Source organism: Methylobacterium sp. yr668, assembly GCF_900116245.1.
GTDB lineage: Bacteria > Pseudomonadota > Alphaproteobacteria > Rhizobiales > Beijerinckiaceae > Methylobacterium.
In genome coordinates, this window is the sequence record NZ_FOZY01000020.1 from 1 (window position 1) to 22,283 (window position 22,283).

Consider the following 22,283-nt stretch of genomic DNA (forward strand, 5'->3'; position numbering starts at 1 on the left):
CGCACCGGAGACGAAGGCGTTGTTCCGGTTACGGCCGAAGTCGAGGTACTGGGCGTCGGCCTCGACACCGATCACGAGGCCGGAGCCGGGGGTGATCTGCCAGTTGTAGCCGATCTGGCCACCGCCGGAGAAGCCGTCCTGGCTGCGGTTGCGGAAGGAGGCGACGGTGCCGGGGGCGGCGTAGGGGAAGGGGACGGCGAAGGTGTTGCCGGTGTTGCGGTCGCTGGCGTCGAAGGCGTAGCCGGCGTTGATACCGAAGTAGGCGCCGGTCCAGGTGAACACCGGGACGGGGGTGAACACCGGCGGCGGGGCGGCGCGGCGCGGCAGGTCGGCGGCCGAGGCGGCGGCGGTGAGGGCCGTGAAGGCGGCCAGCGAGGCCAGGAGCTTGGTCATGTCGGTTCCCCGAATGTGTGATCTGGCGGTGTGGCTACCGATCACCGGGGGAAATGGCTGTAGTTTTGAGGTCACACCGCCTGTCGAAGGCCCGAAATGCCAGAGTAGAGCATCCTTCAAGACGCGACGAAGCGCGGAAATACAGCGCGCATTACGCGGGCGAGCGCGACAACAACGCGGCGGCGTTTTGGTTGCATCGAAATGTCGGGTCGGCACCGGGTGTGACGGGCGCGCCACACCCGGTTCCGGTCGGCCGCCGGACGGCGCGGCGGCGATCCCGATCGCTCCCGCGGGATCCCAACACCGGCCTGGGCGACCCGGCAAGGTGCCGGAACGCCCCCGCCGCCGCGAGACAGGTTTTCATCCCGCGGATCCCGATCGAGGGTCCGATCACCCGCGCGTCCCGGGCCTCGATCCGAAGTTATGACTCCTGTTACCAACGGGAAAATAGATGGACTCGACAGTCGTCGTCGCGACGACCGCGCGAAGGGAACCGGGGCGCCATGCATGTGAGAGTTCGCCTCGACGGCGCGAACCCGCGGCGCTGGCACGTCGCGCTGCTGGACCGGCTGTCCGGCCTGCCGGGCATCGCGGCGGTGAGCGTCGACGCCGCGCCCGGTCCGGACGGGTGGCCGGCACAGGCCGACCTGCTGTTCCGCCTGGAGGCCCTGATCTTCCGGCTGGCGCCGAACGGGTCGCGGCCCGTGCCGCCCGCCGATCTCGCGGCCTGGACCCGTCCCGGGACCCCGGACCTCGTGCTCGACCTGTGCGGCGACGCGACCGCCTCCTGCCCGGTCTGGCGCGTGGCCTACGACGGCGGCCTCGGCGAGACCGGCCTGCTCGCGAGCCTGCTCGCCGGCTGGGTCCCGCATCTCGACCTCCTCGAAGGCGGCACCGTCGTCGCCGCGGGTCGCCTCGGCTCGGACTACCGAGGTTCCATCGCCGTCTCGTTCGAGGATGCCCTGTCGCGCACGGCGACGCTCGTCGCCGCCGCCCTGCGGGCCCGGTCGGACGGCCGCGCCTTCGCGGCGACGCCCGCCGCGGCCGCGGCCGCGCCCGCCCGTCCGGGGCGGATCCTGGCGTCCCGGCCGGCGCGGCTCGTCGCCCGGAGCCTCGTCGGGCGCCTGTACAGGCTGTGCTACCACGCCCCGCACTGGCGCACCGGGTGGCGGACCCTCCGCGGGCCGGACCTCGTCGCGCTGGGCCGCCATCCCGCGGAGGGCTGGCAGGTGCTGCCCGACGACGGGCGGCGCTTCTACGCCGACCCGTTCCCCCTCGCGGTCGACGGGACGACCCACGTCTTCGTGGAGGAGTTTCCGCACGCGACCGGCAAGGCGATCATCTCGGCGGTCCGCTTCGGGCCGGACGGGCCCGAGGGGCCGCCCGTCCCGGTGCTGGAGGAGCCGCACCACCTCTCCTACCCGTTCGTGTTCGCGCGCGCGGGCTCCGTCTGGATGGTGCCGGAGAGTTCCGCGGCCGGCACGGTCGATCTCTACCGGGCGACCCGCTATCCGGGCGGCTGGGTGAAAGAGGCGACGCTCCTCTCCGGCGTGGTCGCGAGCGACGCGACGCTCCTCGAGCACGGCGGCCGCTGGTGGATGTTCGCCACCGTCCGGGACGCGCCCGTCGGCGCCCCGCCCGGATCGGGCTGCCACCACGACGCGCTGTATCTCTGGTCCGCGCCCGACTTCCGGGGGCCGTACGCGCCGCATCCGGCCAATCCCGTGCTGGTCGACCCGTCCTTCGCCCGGCCCGCGGGCCGGATCGTCGCGCGCGACGGGGTCCTGATCCGGCCGGTCCAGGATTGCGCCCACGGTTACGGACGCGCCCTGTCGCTGGCGCGCATCGACCGGCTCGACCCGGAGGGGTTCGCCCAGACCATCCTCGACCGGATCGAGCCCGGCCCGGCCTGGCCCGGCAGCTGCCTCCACACGCTCAACACGGGCGGCGGGATCGAGTGCATCGACGGCTCCGGTCGGGCCTCGCGTCTCAGGGCGTATCTGAACGCGCGGTCCGACGCCTAGGCCGGGCCGCGGCGGAAGCTCGGCCGTCCGGAACCAGCCGCCGCGATCCGTGTTCGCTCACGAACGCGGAGACCCGTTGCCCCCATGATCATGATCCTCATCTGCTTTCTCGCGCCGTGGCTCGCCATGTTCCTGCGCGGAAAGGTGTTTCAGGGCATCCTCTGCATCATCCTCCACCTGACGATCATCGGATGGATCCCGGCGACGATCTGGGCGCTCGTCGTCACCCGCAAGGAAACGGCCTGACCGGGGCGGAGCGGCCGGGATCGGCGGCTCCGATCCCCGCATACGGGAACGGCGGGGCTCTCGCCCCGCCGCTCACGCCGTCCGTTCGGGCAGTCCGTTGCCCGGGCGGCCCCGAGGGCCGCCGCGGCTCAGAAGCCCATCAGCACCCCGGCCGAGCCGGTCACCGTCATCGCGAGGCCGCCCAGGAAGGCGCCGATCATCGCGTAGGAGAAGCCCTTCAGGACCATGTCGTGCACGCCTCTCATCGAGCAGCGGGTCTCGGGCGAGACCCGGGATCACCAACTGCAATGATGATGCCGGATCGGCCGGCCGCGTGCGGTGCGAAGAGTCACGCTGCGCCGCGGAACCGTTCGGCGCGCGTTCAGGCGGCGACGGTCAGCGAAACGGCCGCCGGGCCCGTCTCGCTCACGCGAAATGGGCCGGCAGGCTGAGGGCCTGCGCGTAGGTCACGAGGGCGACCGCGCCGGCGATCAGGGTCGCCACCAAGGCGATGCGGTTGGTCCAGGTCATCGTCGTCTCCATCGGGTTCGCGACTGTGTTCGCGGTGTGATCCCGATGTACGCCCAAGCTTTCGGGCCCGGCGTGTCCCGGAACACCTGCGGTCGCCGGAGCCGCTCGGAATCGCCGCGCGCGGGCCGCTCCCGGCCGCCCGGGAATCGCGAGCGGCGCCCCGTCGGCGCTAGGCGGCTTGCGGCCCCGACGCGCCGTCCTTCGCCGCGGCGCGCAGGGCGGCCGGGCGCGCCCGGCAGCGGTCCAGATAGGCATCGAGGGCCGCGCTCGCCGGGAAGGCCGCGCGGCCGAAACCCAGGGCGCTGCCGATCAGGATGTCGGCGCCGGAGAACCGCGCGCCCATCACGTAGGGGCCGCGCGCCAGGGCGGCTTCCAGGCGGTCGACCACCGCCGCGTGGTTCCGGCGCTTCTGCGGCGATCCCGCGAGCTCACCCGTCAGGCCGGCGAACAGCGCGGGCTCGAACTCGGCGACGTACCAGGCCAGCCACGTCAGGTACGCGCCGCGCTCGGGAGCGCCCACCGCCGGCGCCAGCCCGGCTTCGGGGAACGTCTCCGCCAAGTAGAGCACGATGGCCTGGGACTCGGTGACCAGACCGCCCGCGTGCAGGACGGCCGGGACGCGCTTGTCGGGATGCGGGTTGGCGGCGTCCGGCACGCCCTCGCCCGTCATCGGCCGGAAGATCGAGACCGGCGCGATGGTGTAGGGCACCCCCATCTCCTCCAAGAGCCAGACGATGCGCGAGGAGCGCGATTGCGGGGCGTGGTACAGGGTGATCATGGCGCGGTTCCTGTCGGCACGGCGCGCGGGATGGCCGTGGCGGGAGGACTTGTAGGGACGCCTTGCTGACAGCATTCTGTCAGCAGGAGTCGGTGGATGCGGCGCGCGGACAGGCTGTTTCAGATCATCCAGATCCTGCGCCGCTCGCCGCGCCCGGTGACGGCCGCCGAGATCGCCCGGGAGCTGGAGGTCTCGGTCCGCACGGTCTATCGCGACGTGGCCGACCTCGTCGGCCAGCGCGTGCCGATCCAGGGCGAGGCCGGGCTCGGCTACGTGCTCGGCGAGGCGTTCGACATGCCGCCGCTGATGCTGACGCCCGACGAGATCGAGGCGGCCGTCCTCGGCGCGCAGTGGGTCGCGGGACGGGGCGAGCCGGTCCTCGCCAAGGCGGCGCGCGATCTCATCGCCAAGATCACCGCCGTGGTCCCCGAGCGCCTGCGCCCGCTCATCGCCGATCCGTCGATCGGCACGCCGACGGCGTTCGCGCAGGCCGCGGACGGGATCGACGTCGCTCGCGCGCGGACCTGGATCCGCGAGGGCCGCAAGATCCGCATCCAGTACCGCGACGTCCGCGGCGATCCGAGCCGGCGCGTGATCTGGCCGGTGATCGTCGGGTTCTTCGATCAGGCCCGGATGGTGGCCGGCTGGTGCGAGCTGCGCGGGGCGTTCCGGCACTTCCGCACGGACCGGATCACGGACGCCGAGTTCCTGGAGGAGCGGCACGGCCTCCGGCCCGCCGTCCTGCGGGCGCGCTGGAAGCGGAGCCTGCCGGACCGGCAGGAGGCGGCGAACCCCGCCGCGCCGGCCGCGCCGTAGGGCCGGATGGCAGGGCCACGCGGAATGACCTGGCGACCCCGGTAGGGCTCGAACCTACGACCTGCCGCTTAGAAGGCGGCTGCTCTATCCAGCTGAGCTACGGAGTCGGGGCCAGGCGGCCCCAGAAGCCACGGGCTCGCCCGAGGGTCAAGCGCGCGGGGCGAGGACCGGCGCGGCGTCCCGGATCGGGCCGAGGATGGAGAGACTGCCCCGCGGCGATGCGCCGGACGCACCTTAGCGATCCGGCGCCAGGAGCGGGCCGGGGTTGCGCGCCGCCGCGGATCCGGTCAGGCCGGAGCGCGGTTCATGCCGGGGCGCCGCGCCCCCGTCGGGAGACCGAGCTTGACCGCGCCGAGTCCCACAGCCTCGCCCCCCGGACGTGTCCGGCGCCGCCGCCTCGCCGCCGGCCGGGGCAGCCTGAGCCGGCCGGGCGGCGACCTGCGGCGCCTGCCCACGGGCCTCGACCTCCGGAACGTGCGGCTCGTGGAGGGCGTGCGCGCCGCCTTCGCGTTCGGCGTCGTCATCCTCCTCAACATCTGGATCCAGTGGTCGCCGCTGCTGACCATGGCGCTCGCCGCCAACCTCGCCTGCTTCTGCGACAACGGCGGCCCGATGCGAGCGCGCCTGCGCGTCCTCACCGCCTTCTCGTTCCTCGGCGGCCTGCTCTGGGCCGGCCTCGGCCTGATCCAGCCCCTCGGCCTGCCGGTGGTCGTCCCGGTCGCCTGCGCGCTGATCTTCGCCTGCTCGTACGCGCGCGTCTGGAGCGTGCAGGCCCAGTCGGCCGGCAACGTGCTCGTGGTGGTCCTGTGCATCGCCCTCGACCGGCCGCTCGACGTCGCGCAGGCGGCCGTCACCGCGGCGATGTTCGCGGCCGGCGGTCTCTGGGCGACCTTCCTGGCCCTGGTCATCTGGCGGCTGCACCCGTACCGCCCGGCCCACCGGGCGGTGGCGGAGGTCTGGCACAATCTCGCCCGGCTCTGCGGCGACCTCGAGCGGCTCGTGGCCCTGCCGGAGCCCGACACGGCCGCCTTCGACGGCCACGCGCGGGGCCACCGCCGCGGCGTGCGGGCGAGCATCGAGACCGCGCGGACCATGATCCTCGACCTCGCCCGCTCCCGCGAGCGAGTCTCGGACCGCACCGCCCAGGCCCTGCTGCGCCTGGAGAGCGCCGAGCAGATCTTCGCCGCGCTGATCGCCGTGGGCGAGTTGATCGACAGCCGGCCCGACGCGCGCCGCCGGGCGCTCGCCAAGGTCTTCCTGCGGCGCCTGCGCCCCCTGCTGGTGACCATCGCCCGGGCGATCCGCGACGACGTCAACCTCGACCTCGGCCGCCTGGAGCACTCCATCGCCCGGGTGGCCGACGGCCTGTCGGAGGACCCGACCCTGGCCCGCCTCGCCGACCGGATCGCCGGGCGCGTGCGGCTCGGCGCCAAGCTGTCGACGCCGGAGGGCTACCGGCCCGGCGGCACGATCACGGAGGGCGGCAGCCTCGACCGCTGGACCCGCTACGTCGGGCCGCTGGCGCAGAACTTCACCCTGGCCTCGCCCAACCTGCGGCACGCCCTGCGGGCGAGCGCGGTCGCGGCGCCGGCGCTCGCCGCCACCCTGACCTACGCGGGCGCCTTCACGCACTGGCTGGTGATGACCGTGGTGCTCACCATGCAGCCCTTCTACGCGGCGACGTGGCAGCGGGCCCTGGAGCGGATCGGCGGCACGGTGCTGGGCGGCCTCGTGGGGGCCGGGCTCGCCTACTACGCCACGAGCCCGCTGGCGGAGGCCGGGCTCATCCTCGTGCTCAGCATCGTCGGCTTCGCGGCGCGCCAGATCTCGTACGGGTTCTTCGTCACCTGCCTGACGCCCCTCGTGGTGCTGCTCGTCGAATTGCTGGAGCCCGGCCACAGCTCCTGGGAGATCGTCGCCATGCGGGGCGGCTTCACGGTGCTGGGCGGCGTGATCGCGGTGGCGAGCTGCCTCGTGCTCTGGCCGATCTGGGAGCCCGATCAGGTCCGGCAGGAGCTGCGCCGGGCGCTGAAGGCCCAGGCCGGGCTCGCCGAGGCGGTGCTCCGCGCGCCGCCCGGCGAGGGCCGCGAGGCCGCGATCGCGGCGCAGAGCCGCGAGGCCGGCCTCGCCCTCAACGATCTGGAGGCGGCGCTCTCCCGCGCCCTGCAGCAGCCCCGGGCCGGCAGCCACCCGGAGGTGGAATCCGCCCTGGTGGCCGACGCGACCCTGCGCCGGATCAGCGCCCGGCTGATCGTCCTGCGGCACGCCCCGGAGGCGGCCGCCCCCGAGGCGGAGCCGTGGCGGGCCTGGATCACCGCGACCCTGGCGGCCCTGGGCGCGGACAGGCCCGTGCCCGAGCGGCCGGCGCTGGATCGCGGACAGTCGCTCGTGCGCCTCGTCAGCCAGGTCGATCTTCTGGTGGGAACCCTGCGGCCCGGGGAGATCCGGGCCGCGACGGTTGCGGATGGCGGAGCCCCGGCTTCGAGCAACGGGACCGCGGCGCGGGCCGGTCAGCCCGTCCTGCCGTCCTGACGGACGGCCCCCGTCAGAACCGCGGCAGGGCGTTGGCCGGGCCGCCGGCATGCGGGCCGCTGTAGCGGTAGGCGGCCGGCCGGGCCGGGCCGGCGGCGTCCCGGTACAGGACGGGGGCGTTGCCGACCCAGCCCGAATAGGCCGAGGCCGGGTAGGGCGAGTGCTTCGAGTCCAGGCCCTGCGCGAGGGCGGGCGTGGCGACCGCGGCGACCAGGGCGGCGGCGGCGAGCATGCGAACGATCATGATGATCTCCGAGTGTCTTCGTATGACTTCAGCGGGAAGTCATCCGGTCAACCGTGTCGAGTGAGGAAGATCGTCGTCGCGATGCGCTGGGCGGCGGTCTTGATCGCTCCGGCTTTGCTTGGCCGAATGTGACCTCTCAACGGAGATACTCTGCCCCGGGTTCGACCGCCGCCGTGCGCTGGCGCACGGGGAGACGCGGCGCGGGCCGGAAGGCGCGCGACCGGTCCAGGCACGGCCGGGGATGCGTCCCGCGCCGAAGCGTGGCACAGACCGCGGCCTGAGAGGGATGCAGACCATGCGGCTGATCGTCGGCCTCGGAAACCCGCGCGCGCGCTACGCGGGCAACCGCCACAATATCGGCTTCCTGGCCGTCGACGCGATCGCCCGACAGCACCGGGCGAGCCCGTTCCGCCACCGGTTCCAGGGCGAGGCCGCCGAGGTTGTGCTGGGCACCGAGCGGGCGATCCTCCTGAAGCCCTCGACCTTCATGAACGAGTCCGGCCGCGCGGTCTCGGAGGCGCAGCGCTTCTACAAGATCCCACTCAGCGACGTGATCGTGCTGCACGACGAGCTCGACCTCGCCCCCGCCAAGCTCCGGGTGAAGCTCGGCGGCGGCAATGCCGGCCATAACGGCCTGCGCTCGATCACCGCGCAGTGCGGCAACGATTACCGCCGGGTGCGGCTCGGCATCGGCCATCCCGGCGACAAGGCGCTGGTCCATGCCTACGTGCTCAACGATTTCGGCAAGGCCGAGCTGCCCTGGGTCGAGGATCTCTGCCGGGCGGTGGCCGACCACGCCGCCCTGCTCGCCGCCGGCGAGGACGCGAGCTTCCAGAACAAGGTCCACCTCGCCATGGCCGGCCGCGGCTGGGACGACGTGAAGACGCTGGGCGCCAGAAATTGACACGCCCACACGGGGACGGGATATCGGGGCGGGCGAGAGGGTCCGATGAAGGCGGTGCGCGTCGCGCCCGGCTGTCGGCGGTTCGATTGCCTCCCGGCGGCCGCGGCCCGGCGCGTCGGTGTCGCGCGCGCTCGACCGAGGACGGGGCGCGCGGCGTCGTGTTCGCGGGCCCGATTCTCATCAACCCATTCCGCGCGTCGCCCGACGACGCGCTGCGACGGAACTGACCCATGGGCTTCAAATGCGGCATCGTCGGCCTGCCGAACGTCGGCAAGTCGACCCTCTTCAACGCGCTAACGCAGACGGCGGCCGCCCAGGCGGCGAACTACCCGTTCTGCACCATCGAGCCGAATGTCGGCGAGGTGGCGGTGCCGGATCCGCGGCTGAATGACCTCGCCCGGATCGCCTCCTCAAAGGAGATCATCCCGACGCGGCTGACCTTCGTGGACATCGCCGGCCTCGTGCGCGGCGCCTCCAAGGGCGAGGGTCTGGGCAACCAGTTCCTGGCCAATATCCGCGAGGTCGACGCCATCGCCCACGTGGTCCGCTGCTTCACGGACGGCGACGTCACCCACGTGGAGGGCAAGGTCGATCCGGCCGCCGACATCGAGACCATCGAGACCGAGCTGATGCTCGCCGACCTCGACAGCCTGGAGCGCCGCGCCCAGGCGCTGGAGAAGAAGGCCAAGGGCGCCGACAAGGAGGCCAAGGAGACCCTCGACCTCGTCAACCGCGCCCTGCCGCTGCTGCGCGACGGCAAGCCCGCCCGCCTCGTGGAGCGCAAGCCCGACGAGGAGAAGCTGTTCCAGTCGCTCGGCCTGATGACGGCCAAGCCCGTCCTCTACGTCTGCAACGTCGACGAGGGCGACGCCGACAAGGGCAACGCCTACTCGGACGCGGTCTTCGCCCGCGCCAAGGCGGAGGGTGCCGTGGCGGTGGTGGTCTCGGCCAAGATCGAGAGCGAGATCGCCGTGATGCCGGAGGCCGACCAGGCCGAGTTCCTGGAGGCGGTGGGCCTCGCCGAGCCGGGCCTGAACCGGGTGATCCGCGCCGGCTACGACCTGCTCGGCCTCGTCACCTACTTCACGGTCGGCCCCAAGGAGGCCCGCGCCTGGACGATCACCAAGGGCACCCGAGCGCCGGGCGCGGCCGGGGTGATCCACTCGGATTTCGAGAAGGGCTTCATCCGGGCCGAGACCATCGCGTTCAAGGACTACACGGCGCTCAACGGCGAGTCCGGGGCCCGGGATGCCGGCAAGCTCCGGCTGGAGGGCAAGGAGTACGTGGTGCAGGACGGCGACGTGCTGCACTTCCGCTTCGCCAACTGAGGTCGGCCCCACCCCGTCATCGCGCGCGCAGCGACGCGACCCAGGGCAGCGCGACATCGGTGTGCGCGGCGCCGCCTGGATCGCTTCGCTCCGCTCGCAAAGACGGCGATCCCGATCGCCTGCCCCATTGATCAACGTGACGAGCCCGCCATGCCCGATCCCGCCCTGGAAGACTTCTCCGTCGGCGACGTGATCGTCGGGGAGCCGCTGACGGTGACCCGCGACGCCATCGTGGGCTTCGCGAAGGATTTCGACTTCCAGCCCTTTCACCTCGACGAGGCGGCGGCGGAGACGACCTTCGCGGGCCGGCTGATCGGCTCGGGCTGGCACACGGCGGCCCTGGGCATGCGCCTGCTCCAGCAGGGGCCGTTCCGGGGCGGCTCGTCGCTGGGCGCGCCCGGCATCGACGAGCTGCGGTGGCTCGCGCCGGTCCTGCCGGGGGACGCGCTGACGCTGACCTTCCGGGTCGCGGGCCTGCGCGACTCGGCCTCGAAGCCGGGCCTCGGCTTCCTGACCGCCGAGGTCGCCCTCGCCAACCAGCGCGGCGAGACGGTCCTGACCCAGCGCTTCACCTTCATGCTGGCCCGCCGCGGCACCGATCCCCTGCCCCCGCGGCCCGTGGAGATCGGCGTGCCGGGGCCGGTCACCGAGCCGGAGGATGCCGAGATCCTGCCGTTCCTGCGGGACGCCGAGATCGGCGCCGTGCGGGAGCTGGGCGCCTACCCGTTCAGCGCCGAGGCGATCGTGGCCTTCGCGCGGGCCTACGACCCGCAGGCCTTCCACCTCGACCACGACGCGGCCAAGCGCAGCCATTTCGGCGGCCTCTGCGCCTCCGGCTGGCACACGACCGCCGTCTACATGAACCGGATGCTCACGACCCGCGCCCGGGACGCCGCCTACACGGCCACCCGCGGGCCGGTCCCGGAGGCGGGCCCCTCCCCCGGGTTCAAGAACCTGCGCTGGCTGAAGCCGGTCTACGCGGGCGACACGGTCCGGTTCAGCGCCAAGCTCACCGACAAGCGTGCCTCGGCGTCGCGGCCGGGCTGGGGCTTGGCCTTCGCGCGCAACACCGGGGTGAACCAGCGCGGCGAGGCGGTCTTCGCCTTCGACAGCGCGGTCTTCCACCAGTGGGAGCCGTGAGCGGGCCTCAGGCCGGCGCCTTGCCGAGCACCGCGAGGGACTGACCCAGATACACGCCCGACGGCCACGGCGCCGCCGTGCCGTCGAGAAACGTCACGCTGTCGAAGCCGATATGGTCGGCCCAGGTCTGCCAGACGCTGCGCTCGATGAATGTGTTGAGGTGCGGCACCGTGCTGGTACGCTGCTCGCCGACCGTCTTGGTGAAGACGCCCCAGTGCGAGGCCATGCTGAACTCGAGGAACGAGGCCACGACGCGGCCCCCGGGCCTGAGGGCGCGGTGCATCTCCTCCAGGTAGATGTAGCACTCCGTGTGCAGGAGATGCGTGAACACGCTGAAGGCCGAGACGAGGTCGACGCTGCCGTCGGCGACCGGCAGCGACAGCGCCGTGTTCCGGGCGAAGCGGTAGTCCCTGGGACAGCGGCGCTTCGCGTAGTCCAGCAGGTCCTGAACGACGTCGAGGCCCAGATACGCGACGCTCGCGGTGCGGGCGAGATGCACCGCCAGGCGCCCGGAGCCGCACCCGAAATCGACCACCGACTGGCCGTCCCGGAGCCCGAAATGCTGGAGGATCTCGCACTCGATCGCGCCGATGCGGTCGTAGTCGCCGCCCACCGCCACGCTCATCGCCTCGTCCAGGGGCAAGTCGCGCATCAGTTGGCGGACGTACGCCTCGTAATCCTCGACGAAATGAAATTTCGCCATCGCGGCCACCTCGAAGGTGTCGAGATCGGACTGGGATGATCAGTCCGTCCGCCGTCGAGATGTGTTCTTCCCCACGGCGATCCGGCATCCGTTCTGCCGAACACCGTCGAGCCGCGAAAGCGGCCGCGCGGATACGGGGCGCGAATTGCCCCCGAGGCTGCCTTTTCGGTCACACCGCGTTCGGGAAGACCCGGATACTGCGCCGGGCGGCCGCGGCCGCGGGAAAATCCGCCCTCACGCCGCCCGGCGGCGCTCCGGGTAGAGCCCGTACAGGCCCTCGCGGCTCGCCGCGCAGATGCCGCGCTCGGTGATGATCCCGGTCACGAGGCGCGACGGCGTTACGTCGAAGGCGGGGTTGGCCACCGGGCTGCCGGGGGAGACGACCTCGATCGTGGCGAAGCCGCCGTCGGGCAGCCGGCCGGTCATGTGGGTGACCTCGCGCCCGTCGCGCTCCTCGATCGGGATCTCCTTCACCCCGTCGTCGAGGGTCCAGTCGATGGTCGAGAACGGCAGGGCGGCGTAGAAAGGCACGCCGTTGTCGTGGGCCGCCAGCGCCTTCAGGTAGGTGCCGATCTTGTTGCAGACGTCGCCGCTCGCCGTGGTCCGGTCCGAGCCGACGATGCAGAGATCGACGCCGCCGTGCTGCATGAGGTGGCCGCCGGCATTGTCGGCGATGACCGTGTGCGGCACGCCGTGGCCGTTCAGCTCGAAGGCCGTGAGCGCGGCGCCCTGGCTGCGCGGCCGGGTCTCGTCGACCAGGACGTGGACCGGCACGCCCCGCTCGTGGGCGGCGTAGATCGGCGCGAGCGCCGTGCCCCAGTCCACCGTCGCCAGCCAGCCGGCATTGCAGTGGGTCAGGACCGTGACCGGCCGGTCGCCGCCCCTTGCCGCGTGGAGGTCGGCGATGATCTGGCCGCCGTGGGCGCCGATCGAGCGGCAGCTCGCCACGTCCTCCTCGGCGATGCGGCCGGCCTCCGCGAAGGCGCGGGCGAAGCGCTCGTCCGGCGCGACCTGGCGCAGGTTGGTGGAGACCCGGTCCAGTGCCCAGCGCAGGTTGATCGCTGTCGGCCGCGTCGCCGCGAGGGTCGCCACCGCCCGGTCGATCCCGTCGTGGGACGCGTCGGCGCGCATGGCGAGCGCCAGCCCGTAGGCGGCCGTGACGCCGATCAGCGGCGCGCCCCGCACGATCATCGTGCGGATCGCCACCGCGGCGTCCTCCAGCGTGGCGAGGCGCTTCAGCTCGAACGCGAAGGGCAGGCGGGTCTGGTCGATCACCTGGACGCTGAGGCCGTCCGGGTCCGGGAAGATCGTGCGGTAGGGCTGGCCGTCGATGTTCATGGCCGCTCCTGTGCCACAGCGGGGCGGATTTTGCACCCGTGGGCGCGGACGGCGACAGCCTGGGGATGCGCGGCCGGGCGCCGGTGAGCCTTCCTCAACCTTAGCAGGTCGTTAAGGGGGTCGTGCCTAGCCTCGGGGGTAAGTCCCCGTCCTGCGTCCGGTCCCGCATGCGCTCGCTTCGCCGTCCCGCATCGCCCTACGAGACTTTCGTCGACAGCGTTCGCCCCTTCCTGGGCAAGCGCCTGACGGAGCTCGGCGGCTTCGTGCTGTTCACCGGCGCGGTCGCGCTGACCGTGGCCCTGGCCACGTGGTCGATCGACGACCCGAGCCTCAACCACGCCACCGACCACGCCGCCCACAACGTCCTCGGCCAGCCGGGCGCCGTCGTGGCCGACCTCGCCATGCAGATCCTGGGCCTGGGTTCCCTGGCCTTCGTGCTGCCGCCGGTGCTCTGGGGCATCCGGCTGATGCGGGAGCGCAACCTGCCCGAGGGCGGGCTGCGCATCGCCCTCTGGATCATCGGCTTCTGCGCCGCGAGCGCGGTGGCGAGCGCGCTCCCGCCGACGACCCGCTGGCCCCTGCCCACCGGCCTCGGCGGCGTGGCCGGCGACGGCCTGCTGTCGATGGCGCGGGTGATCGTCGGCGCGGTCTCGTCGGCGGCGGCCCACCTCGTCGGCTTCGGCTACGCCGCCGTGGCGATCCTCAGCCTGACCGGCGCCTGCCGATTCGGCGCCGTCGAGGAGGACAGCCTGCACGACGACCCCTACCCTGTCCGGCGCGCGCCGGCCCGGGGCCGGGATTCGGGCCGCGACGAGCGCGAGGATTCCGACGAGCCGAGCCTCGGCCTCGTGGGTGTCGGCGCCCTGGCGCAGGGGCTGATGGGCTTGCGCGGCGCCGCGGCCGACCGGATCGCCGCGTGGCGCGCCGGCCGGGCCGAGCCGATCGACGGCGCGTCGCCCGCCCTCGCGGCCCGCCGCGCCTTCACGGACGCCGACCTTCCCTGGGCCGAGCACCTTCCCGAGGGCCGGCAGGCCGGCGCGAGCCGGCGCGAGCCCGTCTTCGACGCGTCCGAGGACGCCCCCGCGACGCCGGCCCGCCGCGCCGCGCCGCCGCGGGACGATGCGGAGGACGATTCGGAGGCGTTCGAGGCGCCGCAGCGCCCGGTCCCGCCGCGGGCCGAGCCGAACGCGTCCCGGGTGGCGCCGCCGCCCGCAGCGCCCGTGCCGGCACGGCGCGCGCCCGCGCCGCCCGTCCGTCCCGAGGATTACGCCCTGCCCGCCCTCGACCTGCTGGCGGCCCCCCGCGGCCCGTCCCAGGCGAGCCTGATCTCGGCCGATGCCCTGGAGCAGAACGCCACGCTGCTGGAGGCGACCCTCGGCGATTTCGGCGTGCGCGGCGACATCCTGGCGGTGCGGCCGGGCCCGGTCGTCACCCTCTACGAGCTCGAGCCCGCCCCCGGCACCAAGTCCAGCCGCGTGATCGCGCTCGCCGACGACATCGCCCGGTCGATGTCGGCGGTCTCGGCCCGCGTCGCGGTCGTGCCCGGCCGGAACGCCATCGGCATCGAGCTGCCGAACGCCAAGCGCGAGACGGTCTACCTGCGCGAGCTCCTGGCCTCGACGGACTTCGCCGAGAGCAAGCACAAGCTGGCGCTGTGCTTAGGCAAGAACATCGGCGGCGAGCCGATCATCGCCGACCTCGCGCGCATGCCGCACCTCTTGGTCGCCGGCACGACCGGCTCGGGCAAGTCGGTGGCGATCAACACCATGATCCTGTCGCTGCTCTACCGGCTGAAGCCCGAGGAGTGCCGCCTGATCATGGTCGACCCGAAGATGCTGGAGCTGTCGGTCTACGACGGCATCCCGCACCTGCTCTCCCCGGTCGTCACCGACCCCAAGAAGGCGGTCATCGCCCTCAAGTGGGCCGTGCGCGAGATGGAGGAGCGCTACAAGAAGATGGCCAAGATCGCCGTCCGGAACATCGACGGCTACAACGCCCGCATCAACGAGGCCCCCGACCGCGGCGAGACCATCACCCGCACCGTCCAGACCGGCTTCGACCGCCACACCGGCGAGGCGGTGTACGAGGACGAGGCGATGGATCTGGCGCCGCTGCCGTACATCGTGATCGTGGTCGACGAGATGGCCGACCTGATGATGGTGGCCGGCAAGGACATCGAGGGGGCGATCCAGCGCCTGGCGCAGATGGCGCGCGCGGCGGGCATCCACCTGATCATGGCGACGCAGCGCCCGTCGGTGGACGTGATCACCGGGACGATCAAGGCGAACTTCCCGACCCGGATCAGCTTCCAGGTGACGAGCAAGATCGACAGCCGCACGATCCTGGGCGAGATGGGCGCCGAGCAGCTTCTGGGCCAGGGCGACATGCTGTTCATGGCCGGGGGCGGGCGCACGACGCGGGTGCACGGGCCGTTCTGCTCGGACAGCGAGGTCGAGAGCGTGGTCGCCCACCTCAAGCGCCAGGGCCGCCCCAGCTACCTCGACGCCGTCACCGCCGACGACGAGGAGGGGACGCCCGAGAAGGGCGGCGGCAAGGGCAAGGCCGGCGCCGCGGAGCTCGAACTCGACGGCGCGGTGTTCGATCAGGGCTCCTTCGGCGAGGCCGGCGGCGACCTCTACGACCAGGCCGTGCAGGTCGTGCTGCGCGACCAGAAGGCGTCGACGAGCTACATCCAGCGCCGCCTGCAGATCGGCTACAACCGCGCCGCCTCGCTCATGGAGCGGATGGAGATCGAGGGCATCGTCGGCCCGGCCAACCACGCCGGCAAGCGCGAGATCCTGGTCGAGGAGGCGGTCGGCTGAGAGCGCGGGCCTGCCGCGCTCGCGGCACCCCCTCCCCCGTGCGGCCGACGCGTGTTCGCGGTGCGCCCTGCGACGGAGCACGACGCGCCCCCTCTCCCGAGCGGGAGAGTGTTGGGGGGAGGCATGGGAAGTCTCCGGACAGGGCACGCGTTTGACGCGCGGACGGGGCGCGCCGTCTTCTGAACGGACGCGTCCCTCACCCCCACCCTCTCCCGCACGGGAAAGGGGACCCGCGCTCTCGATCTCAGGGACGGAGAGACCGCGAGCGCGTGCAGCCGGCAGCTCAGCGGGAGAGGCCGCGCGGATCGGATCACCGTATTCGGCCAGCCCCCGCCCAATCCGAAAAATTTCGCGCGGCGCGGAACCGACCCTTCGCCCGCACGTTACGCGCGTGCGAGGCCTGGAAACGGGCTCGCTCTGAGGGCGCCGGACACGGTGTCCGGCACTGCTTGTAGTCACGTTGCTCGTCGGAGGATGTGGTTATGAGGACGTACGACGTTTCGCCCCTGTTCCGGTCGTCCATCGGGTTCGACCGCCTGTTCGAGCTGATCAACCAGGCCGACCGCGTCGAGCCGTCGGCCGCCTGGCCGCCCTACAACATCGAGAAGGTGGCCGAGGACCAGTACCGCATCACCATGGCGGTCGCGGGCTTCACGCCGGACGAGATCGAGCTGACCCAGCAGGACACCACGCTCCTCGTCTCGGGTCAGAAGGCCGCCCAGGAGGGTGAGAAGCACTATCTCTACCGCGGCATCGCGGCCCGCACGTTCCGCCAGACGTTCAATCTGGCCGAGCACGTGAAGGTCGTGGGCGCGTCGCTGGAGAACGGCCTGCTCACCGTCGCGCTGAAGCGCGAGGTGCCGGAGGCGCTGAAGCCCCGCCGCATCGCCATCGGCGGCACGACGGCCGCGTCCGGCCAGGACAACGCCCCGGCGCAGATCGCCCGCGAGGCCAAGGCAGCCTGAATGGCGGCCTGATCCGGTGCCCCGGGCGGCGCGCCCGGGCACCCCTGTCGACACGGATGACATCCCTCACGGGTCCGCGGACCCGCGGGCCCGTTCCCACGACTGCACCGCATTCGATGGAGCGAGGACCATGAGCGTGAGAGATCTGATTCCCTGGAACCGCACCCCCGCCCCGGCGCCGGCCGCCCTGTCGCAGGAGCCGGCCAGCCCCTTCCTGACGCTGCACCGGGAGATGAACCGCCTGTTCGACGACGTGTTCGGCGGGTTCGGCGGGATGCCGAGCCTCGCGGGCCGCGGCTTCGGCTGGCCCCATGTCGAGCTGGCGGAGGCGGACGGCGCGCTCCGCGTCTCCGCCGAGCTTCCCGGCCTCGACGAGAAGGACGTCGAGCTGCTCATCGCGGACGGCGTCCTGACCCTGAAGGGCGAGAAGCGCGCGGAGACCACCGACACGGGCCGCGGCTATTCCGAGCGCAGCTACGGCCGCTTCGAGCGGTCGATCGCCCTGCCCGTGCCGGTGGAGGAGGACAAGGCCGAGGCGACGTTCCGCAACGGCGTCCTCACGGTGACGCTGCCGCGCGCGGCCGAGGCGCCGGAGCGCCGCCGGCGCATCGCCATCAACGGCACCGGCGCGCCGGCCGCCAAGCACTGAGCCGGGCCCTGGGCCGACCCTGGGGGTGACCGCCTGCGCGGTCGCGGACCCGAACGCATGACGCGACGGCCGGCGCGGCCCGATCGGGCGTGCCGGCCGCCCCAGCCTTTGCTCACGATGAGGAGGGTCGCATGCAGCCGATCGATACCAACCCCGTCCATCCCGCGTTCCATCCCGAGATCGGGCGCCTCGGTCCGGTGGCGGCCGCCAGCCTGAGGCCGCAGGCGGTCGAGCCGTTCGAGGCCTTCGTGGCGCCGGGCGACGTCTTCCGTCATCCCCGGGAGGTGCTGCGCTATCCCGGCCTGTCGCGGGCCGAGAAGCGGGCGATCCTGGCCTCCTGGGCCTCCGACGCCCGCGCGGTCGAGTCCTGCCCGACGCTGCGCTGCCTGCCGGGCTGCCGGGCCGAACCCGTGCCGCTGAGCGCGATCCTGGAGGCGCTCCAGGCGCTCGATGAGGGTTCGGCACCGCCCGCAGCCCCGCCGCCCGAGCCCCCCGTCCCCGCGGCGCTCTTCCGGCGCTGGGAGCGCGGTCCGGCCGGACCGGAGCCCCTGCTGAACTGAGCCGGGGAGGCGCGCGATGGCAACCTTCGACCTGCGGGGTGGGCACGGGCTCCTGCCCCGGACACGGCGCGGCCGGCGCGGAGGGCCGGCGCGGACCACCGACGGCACGGTGCTCAGCCGCTGGCTCCTGTCCGTGGCCCTGTGCCTCGCCCTGGCGGCGCCCTGCCCGGCGCCCGCCCTGCCCTGGGTGCTGGCGGCCCTGCTGAGCCTGTCGGGCTTCGCGTGGCTCGGCCGGGCGATCACGCGGGCCGGACCGCCGGCCAACGCCCGGCACCTGACCGCCTGGGACGCGGCCCTGCTGTCCTTCGCGGCGAGCTTCGCCGTCCAATCGGCGGCGCGCCTCGGCCTCTTCGGCGGCTGAGCGCGCCCGTCCAGGGAGGCAACCATGCAAGATGGGACGATCGGAATCGGACACGCCATCCCGCCCGGCCCGGCGGCCGCGCGCCTGCCCGACCTAGAGCGCGCCCTGGTCAACCCGGCCGCGGTGTTCGACACCCCGGCCGCGTTGCGCGATCATCCCCGGCTGCTGCCGAGCTGCAAGCGGGAGATCCTGCGGCGCTGGGCCTGGGACGAGTACCTGAAGGAGGTCGCCGCCGCCGAGGGCATGGCCGAGGGCGAGCCGTCGCGGCTCGCCGCCGTGAAGGCCGCCCTCCTGGCGCTCGGCGAGGCGCGGCGTCCCGATCCCGCCGCCCCGGCCGCCGCGATCCCGGCGCACCGGGCGCTCGATCGCGCGGCGGCCTGAGCGCGCCGCGGCCGTCACACGACCATCACACGACCGAGAACCGGAACTCCGTGGCGGCCGCGAAGGTCTCGCCCGGCCGCAGGACCGCGGAGGGGAAGCCGGGCTGGTTCGGCGCGTCCGGAAAGCCCTGCGTCTCGAAGCAGACGCCGTCGCCCGACCGGTAGATCCGCCCGGACGGGCCGATCAGGCGCCCGTCGAGATTGTTGCCGCTGTAGAGCTGCAGCGCCGGCTGCGTGGTCCAGACGTCGAGCCGCCGCCCGCTGCCGGGATCGACGCAGGTGGCGGCCGGCCGCAGCGTCCCGGCGGCCCCGCGCAGCGCGAAGGTGTGGTCGTAGCCCTTGGCGTAGGTAAGCTGCGTGTCCCCGGCGCGGATCCGCGCCTCCAGGGCCCGCGGCGCGCGGAAATCGAACGGCGTCCCGGCGACCGGCAGCAGCGCGCCGGTGGGGATCTGAGTCGCGTCGGTCGGCGCGAAGGCGTCCGCCTCGACCTGCACGACGTGGCCGAGGACGCTGCCCGCCCCCTCGCCGGCAAGGTTGAAGTAGCTGTGGTTCGTGAGGTTCAGGACCGTGGGCCGGTCGGTCACCGCGGCGTAGTCCACGCGCAGCACGCCCTCCGCGGGCAGGCTGTAGGTGACGCGGACGTCGAGAGTGCCCGGAAACCCCTCCTCCCCGTCCGGCGAGCGGCGGCTCAGGACGAGGCGCGTCGCGTCGCTGGGTTCCGCCCGCCACAGGCGCCGGCCGAAATTCTCCGGGCCGCCGTGGAGGGTGTTGGGGGCCTCGTTCACCGGCAGCCGGTAGTCGTGCCCGTCGAGGCTGAAGCGCCCGCCCGCGATGCGGTTCGCGTAGCGCCCGACGATCGCGCCGAAGCTCGGGCTCACGGTCTCGTAGCCTGCCAGGGTGTCGAGGCCGAGCACGACGTTGGCCGGATGGCCGGCGCGGTCGGGCACCTCGATCGCCGTGACGGCCGCACCGTACTCGATGACGGCGACGCGCAGGCTGCCCCGGCTCAGGGTGTGGCGGCCGACCGGTCGGCCGTCCGCCGTCGTGCCGAACGGTTCGGCCGGCATCCGGCTAGCGCTTCCAGACGCCGAGCCGCTCGCTCCGGGCGTGGTCCTCGGCCGCGACCAGCTCCGGGCTAGCCTCCGGGGCGGCGCGGCCGCCGCCGTTGAACAGCACCACCTCGGAGAGATCGCGCCCGTCCACGAGGCAGTTCATGTTCGCGCTGCCGGGGGCGGGCTGGCAGGTCACCGACCGGTTGCCGATGTACCGGGCCAGCTCCTCCGCCTGGCCGCCCCGCACCCACTCGACGCCGAACAGATGCACGACCTTGCCGCCGACCTTGAGGGTCGCGGTATCGATCACCTGGGCCTGTCCGGTCACGGCGTTCGGCGGCAGCGGCGCGTCGGGCTCGGGATCGCCGCCTGTCTCGGGGGGCGGCGTCACCGTGTCGGGGGCCGAGGCCGGGGGGCCTGCGGGCCGCGCGTTCGGCGTGGCGCCGCTCGGGGCTTCCGCGCGGGGATCCGTGCGGGAAGCGGTCGGGGCGGCGGGGCGCCCGGATTCCGGCGCGGAGCGGTCCAGCACGAGCCCCGCGGCGAGCACCGCCACCAGGGTGCCGGCGACGGCGCCGAGGAGCAGCCGGCGCTGCCGGCGCGCGCCGTCATCGATCCCGCCCCCGCCGAGGCTGAGGCGGTCGCGCACGTGGCCGAGGCCGTCGCGCAGCGTCTCGCCGAACCGTCCGGGACCGCTGTTCCAGGCCGCCGCCGGATCCGCGCCCGCGGCGGGCCCGGCCTCCGCGTCGACGGGCGGGCGGGCGAAGCGTCCGCGCAGGTTCGTCCGCAGGCTGGCGAACCGGCCGGCGGCGGTCTGCGCCAGCACGCGGCCCTGCTCGGAGGAGCGCTCCGCCAGGGAGCGTGCCCGCTCGGACTGGGTCCCGACGAAGCGGGCGGTCGCGGCCTTCATCTCGTAGGCGCCGCTCAGCAGGGACGAGTCCCGGGCCTCCTCGGCGGTCGCCGGGGCCGGTTCGGGCTCGGGCTCCGGCGGCAGGAACAGGGCGGGATGGCGCGCGCGCAGCTCCGCGACGAGGTCCGCCAGGGTCATCGGCTCGGAGGTGCCCTCCCGCCGCCGCGCGGCCCCGTGGCGGTCGAGGACGCGGAGGCCGGTCCCGGACTCGTCCGGGGCGCAGGCGGCTTCGGCCAGGAGCTCCAGGGTCCGGACCGCGACGGGACGCGGACGCGCGCGCGCGATCTCGGCCCGGATCGTCTCGCGCAGGGCGAGGCGGCCGGGACTGTCGAGAACCGGCCGGGCCGGCTCCGTCTCCTGTTGCTCCACCACCGTTGAAGACGTCATTCACCCGATCCCGGCATCACCGACGCGCGGCGCGAAGGAAGCTCGATCGCGCCTCCCGACGAAGGGCGCCCGCGGGCGCCCCACCCGCAGGACCGATCCCGCGACGCGCCCCGCCGCACGCTTCCCTCGCTGGCGCCCTTTTAGCCGCCCTTGCAGGCGTTCTTGTAGGGGCCGCCGCACACCCCGGGCGAGCCCGTGCCCGCCGCGCGGTGGCGGACCGCGACGCGCGGCTCTTACGCCTTGCCGGGCGAGGCGGCCAGGGTTCCGGCCTGGATGCTCCGCCGCAGGACGCGACCGGTCTCGCCGAGGATGTAGGGCCGCGTCCCGGCGAAACCCACCTCCAGGACCAGCTCGGCCTCGCCGCTGGACACGGCGCCCCGGCCCGGATTGGCGGTGCGGAAATCGACGATCGTGCGGATCGTGCAGGTCTCGGTGTCGCAGGCGGCGCGCATCGCCCGCGGCTCGTAGCGCCGCTCGGGCCAGCGCTGGACGAAGCTGCGCTTCTCGGCGACCAGGGCCGCCGTGGTGATCGGCCGCCCGTAGAAACGCACGCGGGTCGCGTAATACTGGGTCGCGGCCCCGACCATGGTGTCGCTCGGACCCGAGACGGTGGCGAGGTAGCTCGTCGTCAGCGCCCGGGCGGCGGCCACGCGCTCCGCCGACGCGCCCGGCGCCGGGGCGGTCGCGGCCGGCGTCTCGGCGAGCCGGTGCGGGTGGCGCGCGGGGTGGTGCAGGTGTTCCCGGACCGGCGGACGCTCCAGGGCGGCCGCCCGCTTCGGTCCCGGCGCCCGCGTGGCCGCCGCCTTCGGCAGGGCGTCCTCGCCCGGCTCGGGTCTGGCGGCCTGCCGGACCGGCTCGGCGGCGCGCACCGGCGCTTTCGCCGCGTCCTTCGTCGATTCCTTCGCCGCCTCCTGCGCCGATTCCTTTCCCGGACCCTGCGCGGAACCCTGCGCCTGCGCGGCGGCCCGGGGCGGCGGGTCGACCCAGGCGCTCTGGGCAGCGGCACCGCCCGCGAGGGCGAACGGCAGGAGCATGCCGAGGGCGAGGGCCTGGGGACGGACGGGACGTGTGGCGGACATCGGTGCCTTCCTGGCGGCCGGGGCGGGCATCATGGAGAACGCGCCCGCGTGGGTCGGGGGTTCCACGAAGGGCTCGGGCGCGCCCACATCCTGCCGAACTCCGCGACGGCGACCAGCCCGGAATTGCGGGGATGATGGGGTTGCGTTCGTGCGTTTGGGTACCAA

The 22,283-nt window shown here is 73.6% G+C and carries 20 protein-coding genes, 1 tRNA gene and 1 pseudogene; 13 read left to right on the forward strand and 9 right to left on the reverse strand.

All coding sequences use genetic code 11. From position 1 onward, the window contains the following. A pseudogene (locus BM419_RS21705) lies at positions 1–393 on the reverse strand (porin family protein); the annotation flags it as partial. Between the two features lie 503 nt (positions 394–896). Between BM419_RS21705 and BM419_RS21710 the strand changes: the two are divergent. Together BM419_RS21710 and BM419_RS21715 are read left to right on the forward strand one after the other, a co-directional pair. Next, entirely contained in the window at positions 897–2,417 is a 1,521-nt protein-coding gene (locus BM419_RS21710) for a glucosamine inositolphosphorylceramide transferase family protein (protein ID WP_091927634.1), read from the forward strand. A gap of 84 nt (positions 2,418–2,501) precedes the next feature. Further along, entirely contained in the window at positions 2,502–2,663 is a 162-nt protein-coding gene (locus tag BM419_RS21715) for a YqaE/Pmp3 family membrane protein (protein ID WP_020096541.1), read from the forward strand. 679 nt (positions 2,664–3,342) lie between these two features. Here BM419_RS21715 and BM419_RS21720 read toward each other — a convergent pair. After that, positions 3,343–3,951 carry a glutathione S-transferase family protein gene (locus BM419_RS21720; protein WP_091927635.1) on the reverse strand — a complete coding sequence of 203 codons (609 nt, stop codon included), beginning with the start codon at positions 3,949–3,951 and terminating at the stop codon, positions 3,343–3,345. Between the two features lie 96 nt (positions 3,952–4,047). On the opposite strand from BM419_RS21720, the gene BM419_RS21725 reads away from it, so the two are divergent. Next, a complete protein-coding gene (locus tag BM419_RS21725) occupies positions 4,048–4,767 on the forward strand; it encodes a helix-turn-helix transcriptional regulator (RefSeq protein WP_091682662.1) in 720 nt (239 codons plus the stop codon). A gap of 30 nt (positions 4,768–4,797) precedes the next feature. On the opposite strand, the gene BM419_RS21730 is transcribed toward BM419_RS21725, so the two are convergent. Then, positions 4,798–4,874, reverse strand: a tRNA-Arg gene (locus tag BM419_RS21730). A gap of 235 nt (positions 4,875–5,109) precedes the next feature. Between BM419_RS21730 and BM419_RS21735 the strand changes: the two genes are divergently transcribed. Further along, positions 5,110–7,299 (forward strand): FUSC family protein, encoded by a 2,190-nt coding sequence (locus tag BM419_RS21735; RefSeq protein WP_175556346.1) that lies wholly within the window; start codon positions 5,110–5,112, stop codon positions 7,297–7,299. 13 nt (positions 7,300–7,312) lie between these two features. On the opposite strand, the gene BM419_RS21740 is transcribed toward BM419_RS21735, so the two are convergent. Continuing rightward, positions 7,313–7,543: a hypothetical protein gene (locus tag BM419_RS21740; protein WP_091927637.1), complete on the reverse strand. Its 231-nt coding sequence runs from the start codon at positions 7,541–7,543 to the stop codon at positions 7,313–7,315. Positions 7,544–7,838: 295 nt separating this feature from the next. On the opposite strand from BM419_RS21740, the gene pth reads away from it, so the two are divergent. The 3 genes from pth (at position 7,839) to BM419_RS21755 (ending at position 10,915) form a co-directional block, all read left to right on the forward strand. After that, positions 7,839–8,447 carry an aminoacyl-tRNA hydrolase gene (pth, locus tag BM419_RS21745; RefSeq protein WP_091927682.1) on the forward strand — a complete coding sequence of 203 codons (609 nt, stop codon included), beginning with the start codon at positions 7,839–7,841 and terminating at the stop codon, positions 8,445–8,447. Between the two features lie 230 nt (positions 8,448–8,677). Further along, complete coding sequence (gene ychF, locus BM419_RS21750; RefSeq protein ID WP_091927638.1) at positions 8,678–9,775, forward strand: redox-regulated ATPase YchF; 1,098 nt, start codon at positions 8,678–8,680, stop codon at positions 9,773–9,775. A 150-nt stretch (positions 9,776–9,925) separates the two neighbouring features. Next, entirely contained in the window at positions 9,926–10,915 is a 990-nt protein-coding gene (locus BM419_RS21755) for a MaoC family dehydratase (protein WP_091927639.1), read from the forward strand. A 7-nt stretch (positions 10,916–10,922) separates the two neighbouring features. Here the strand turns inward: BM419_RS21755 and BM419_RS21760 are convergent, their stop codons facing one another. Beyond that, on the reverse strand, positions 10,923–11,618 hold the full coding sequence (locus BM419_RS21760) for a class I SAM-dependent methyltransferase (protein ID WP_091682754.1): 696 nt from the start codon (positions 11,616–11,618) through the stop codon (positions 10,923–10,925). 234 nt (positions 11,619–11,852) lie between these two features. Further along, positions 11,853–12,956, reverse strand: a complete 1,104-nt coding sequence (mtnA, locus tag BM419_RS21765; protein ID WP_091927640.1) for an S-methyl-5-thioribose-1-phosphate isomerase — start codon at positions 12,954–12,956, stop codon at positions 11,853–11,855. A gap of 167 nt (positions 12,957–13,123) precedes the next feature. Between mtnA and BM419_RS21770 the strand changes: the two genes are divergently transcribed. From BM419_RS21770 to BM419_RS21795, 6 genes are all read left to right on the forward strand, one after another. Beyond that, positions 13,124–15,778 carry a DNA translocase FtsK gene (locus tag BM419_RS21770; protein WP_091927641.1) on the forward strand — a complete coding sequence of 885 codons (2,655 nt, stop codon included), beginning with the start codon at positions 13,124–13,126 and terminating at the stop codon, positions 15,776–15,778. Positions 15,779–16,260: 482 nt separating this feature from the next. Next, on the forward strand, positions 16,261–16,743 hold the full coding sequence (locus BM419_RS21775; protein ID WP_020094268.1) for an Hsp20 family protein: 483 nt from the start codon (positions 16,261–16,263) through the stop codon (positions 16,741–16,743). 130 nt (positions 16,744–16,873) lie between these two features. Continuing rightward, complete coding sequence (locus BM419_RS21780) at positions 16,874–17,392, forward strand: Hsp20/alpha crystallin family protein (protein ID WP_056533551.1); 519 nt, start codon at positions 16,874–16,876, stop codon at positions 17,390–17,392. A 131-nt stretch (positions 17,393–17,523) separates the two neighbouring features. Further along, positions 17,524–17,952 carry a hypothetical protein gene (locus BM419_RS21785; RefSeq protein ID WP_020094270.1) on the forward strand — a complete coding sequence of 143 codons (429 nt, stop codon included), beginning with the start codon at positions 17,524–17,526 and terminating at the stop codon, positions 17,950–17,952. 16 nt (positions 17,953–17,968) lie between these two features. After that, positions 17,969–18,313, forward strand: a complete 345-nt coding sequence (locus BM419_RS21790; protein WP_056533547.1) for a hypothetical protein — start codon at positions 17,969–17,971, stop codon at positions 18,311–18,313. A gap of 24 nt (positions 18,314–18,337) precedes the next feature. Then, complete coding sequence (locus BM419_RS21795; protein WP_244540825.1) at positions 18,338–18,694, forward strand: hypothetical protein; 357 nt, start codon at positions 18,338–18,340, stop codon at positions 18,692–18,694. Positions 18,695–18,719: 25 nt separating this feature from the next. On the opposite strand, the gene BM419_RS21800 is transcribed toward BM419_RS21795, so the two are convergent. From BM419_RS21800 to BM419_RS21810, 3 genes are all read right to left on the reverse strand, one after another. Further along, entirely contained in the window at positions 18,720–19,760 is a 1,041-nt protein-coding gene (locus BM419_RS21800) for an aldose epimerase family protein (RefSeq protein ID WP_091927642.1), read from the reverse strand. Between the two features lie 4 nt (positions 19,761–19,764). Continuing rightward, the gene (locus tag BM419_RS21805) at positions 19,765–21,039 is read right to left on the reverse strand and encodes a thermonuclease family protein (protein ID WP_091927643.1); all 1,275 of its coding nucleotides are present in this window, start codon (positions 21,037–21,039) and stop codon (positions 19,765–19,767) included. Positions 21,040–21,272: 233 nt separating this feature from the next. Next, on the reverse strand, positions 21,273–22,118 hold the full coding sequence (locus BM419_RS21810) for a hypothetical protein (protein ID WP_026605104.1): 846 nt from the start codon (positions 22,116–22,118) through the stop codon (positions 21,273–21,275). Positions 22,119–22,283: the final 165 nt, after the last annotated feature.

Excerpts from the sequence above, each read along its gene's own strand:
- BM419_RS21760 (WP_091682754.1), bottom strand. The coding sequence starts at position 11,618 with ATGGCGAAATTTCATTTCGTCGAGGATTACGAGGCGTACGTCCGCCAA.
- BM419_RS21780 (WP_056533551.1), top strand. The coding sequence starts at position 16,874 with ATGAGCGTGAGAGATCTGATTCCCTGGAACCGCACCCCCGCCCCGGCG.
- BM419_RS21785 (WP_020094270.1), top strand. The coding sequence starts at position 17,524 with ATGCAGCCGATCGATACCAACCCCGTCCATCCCGCGTTCCATCCCGAG.
- BM419_RS21710 (WP_091927634.1), top strand. The coding sequence starts at position 897 with ATGCATGTGAGAGTTCGCCTCGACGGCGCGAACCCGCGGCGCTGGCAC.
- BM419_RS21725 (WP_091682662.1), top strand. The coding sequence starts at position 4,048 with ATGCGGCGCGCGGACAGGCTGTTTCAGATCATCCAGATCCTGCGCCGC.
- BM419_RS21790 (WP_056533547.1), top strand. The coding sequence starts at position 17,969 with ATGGCAACCTTCGACCTGCGGGGTGGGCACGGGCTCCTGCCCCGGACA.
- BM419_RS21810 (WP_026605104.1), bottom strand. The coding sequence starts at position 22,118 with ATGTCCGCCACACGTCCCGTCCGTCCCCAGGCCCTCGCCCTCGGCATG.
- BM419_RS21740 (WP_091927637.1), bottom strand. The coding sequence starts at position 7,543 with ATGATCGTTCGCATGCTCGCCGCCGCCGCCCTGGTCGCCGCGGTCGCC.
- BM419_RS21715 (WP_020096541.1), top strand. The coding sequence starts at position 2,502 with ATGATCATGATCCTCATCTGCTTTCTCGCGCCGTGGCTCGCCATGTTC.
- BM419_RS21755 (WP_091927639.1), top strand. The coding sequence starts at position 9,926 with ATGCCCGATCCCGCCCTGGAAGACTTCTCCGTCGGCGACGTGATCGTC.
- BM419_RS21775 (WP_020094268.1), top strand. The coding sequence starts at position 16,261 with ATGAGGACGTACGACGTTTCGCCCCTGTTCCGGTCGTCCATCGGGTTC.
- BM419_RS21805 (WP_091927643.1), bottom strand. The coding sequence starts at position 21,039 with ATGACGTCTTCAACGGTGGTGGAGCAACAGGAGACGGAGCCGGCCCGG.
- ychF (WP_091927638.1), top strand. The coding sequence starts at position 8,678 with ATGGGCTTCAAATGCGGCATCGTCGGCCTGCCGAACGTCGGCAAGTCG.
- BM419_RS21720 (WP_091927635.1), bottom strand. The coding sequence starts at position 3,951 with ATGATCACCCTGTACCACGCCCCGCAATCGCGCTCCTCGCGCATCGTC.
- BM419_RS21770 (WP_091927641.1), top strand. The coding sequence starts at position 13,124 with ATGCGCTCGCTTCGCCGTCCCGCATCGCCCTACGAGACTTTCGTCGAC.
- BM419_RS21800 (WP_091927642.1), bottom strand. The coding sequence starts at position 19,760 with ATGCCGGCCGAACCGTTCGGCACGACGGCGGACGGCCGACCGGTCGGC.
- mtnA (WP_091927640.1), bottom strand. The coding sequence starts at position 12,956 with ATGAACATCGACGGCCAGCCCTACCGCACGATCTTCCCGGACCCGGAC.
- BM419_RS21795 (WP_244540825.1), top strand. The coding sequence starts at position 18,338 with ATGCAAGATGGGACGATCGGAATCGGACACGCCATCCCGCCCGGCCCG.
- pth (WP_091927682.1), top strand. The coding sequence starts at position 7,839 with ATGCGGCTGATCGTCGGCCTCGGAAACCCGCGCGCGCGCTACGCGGGC.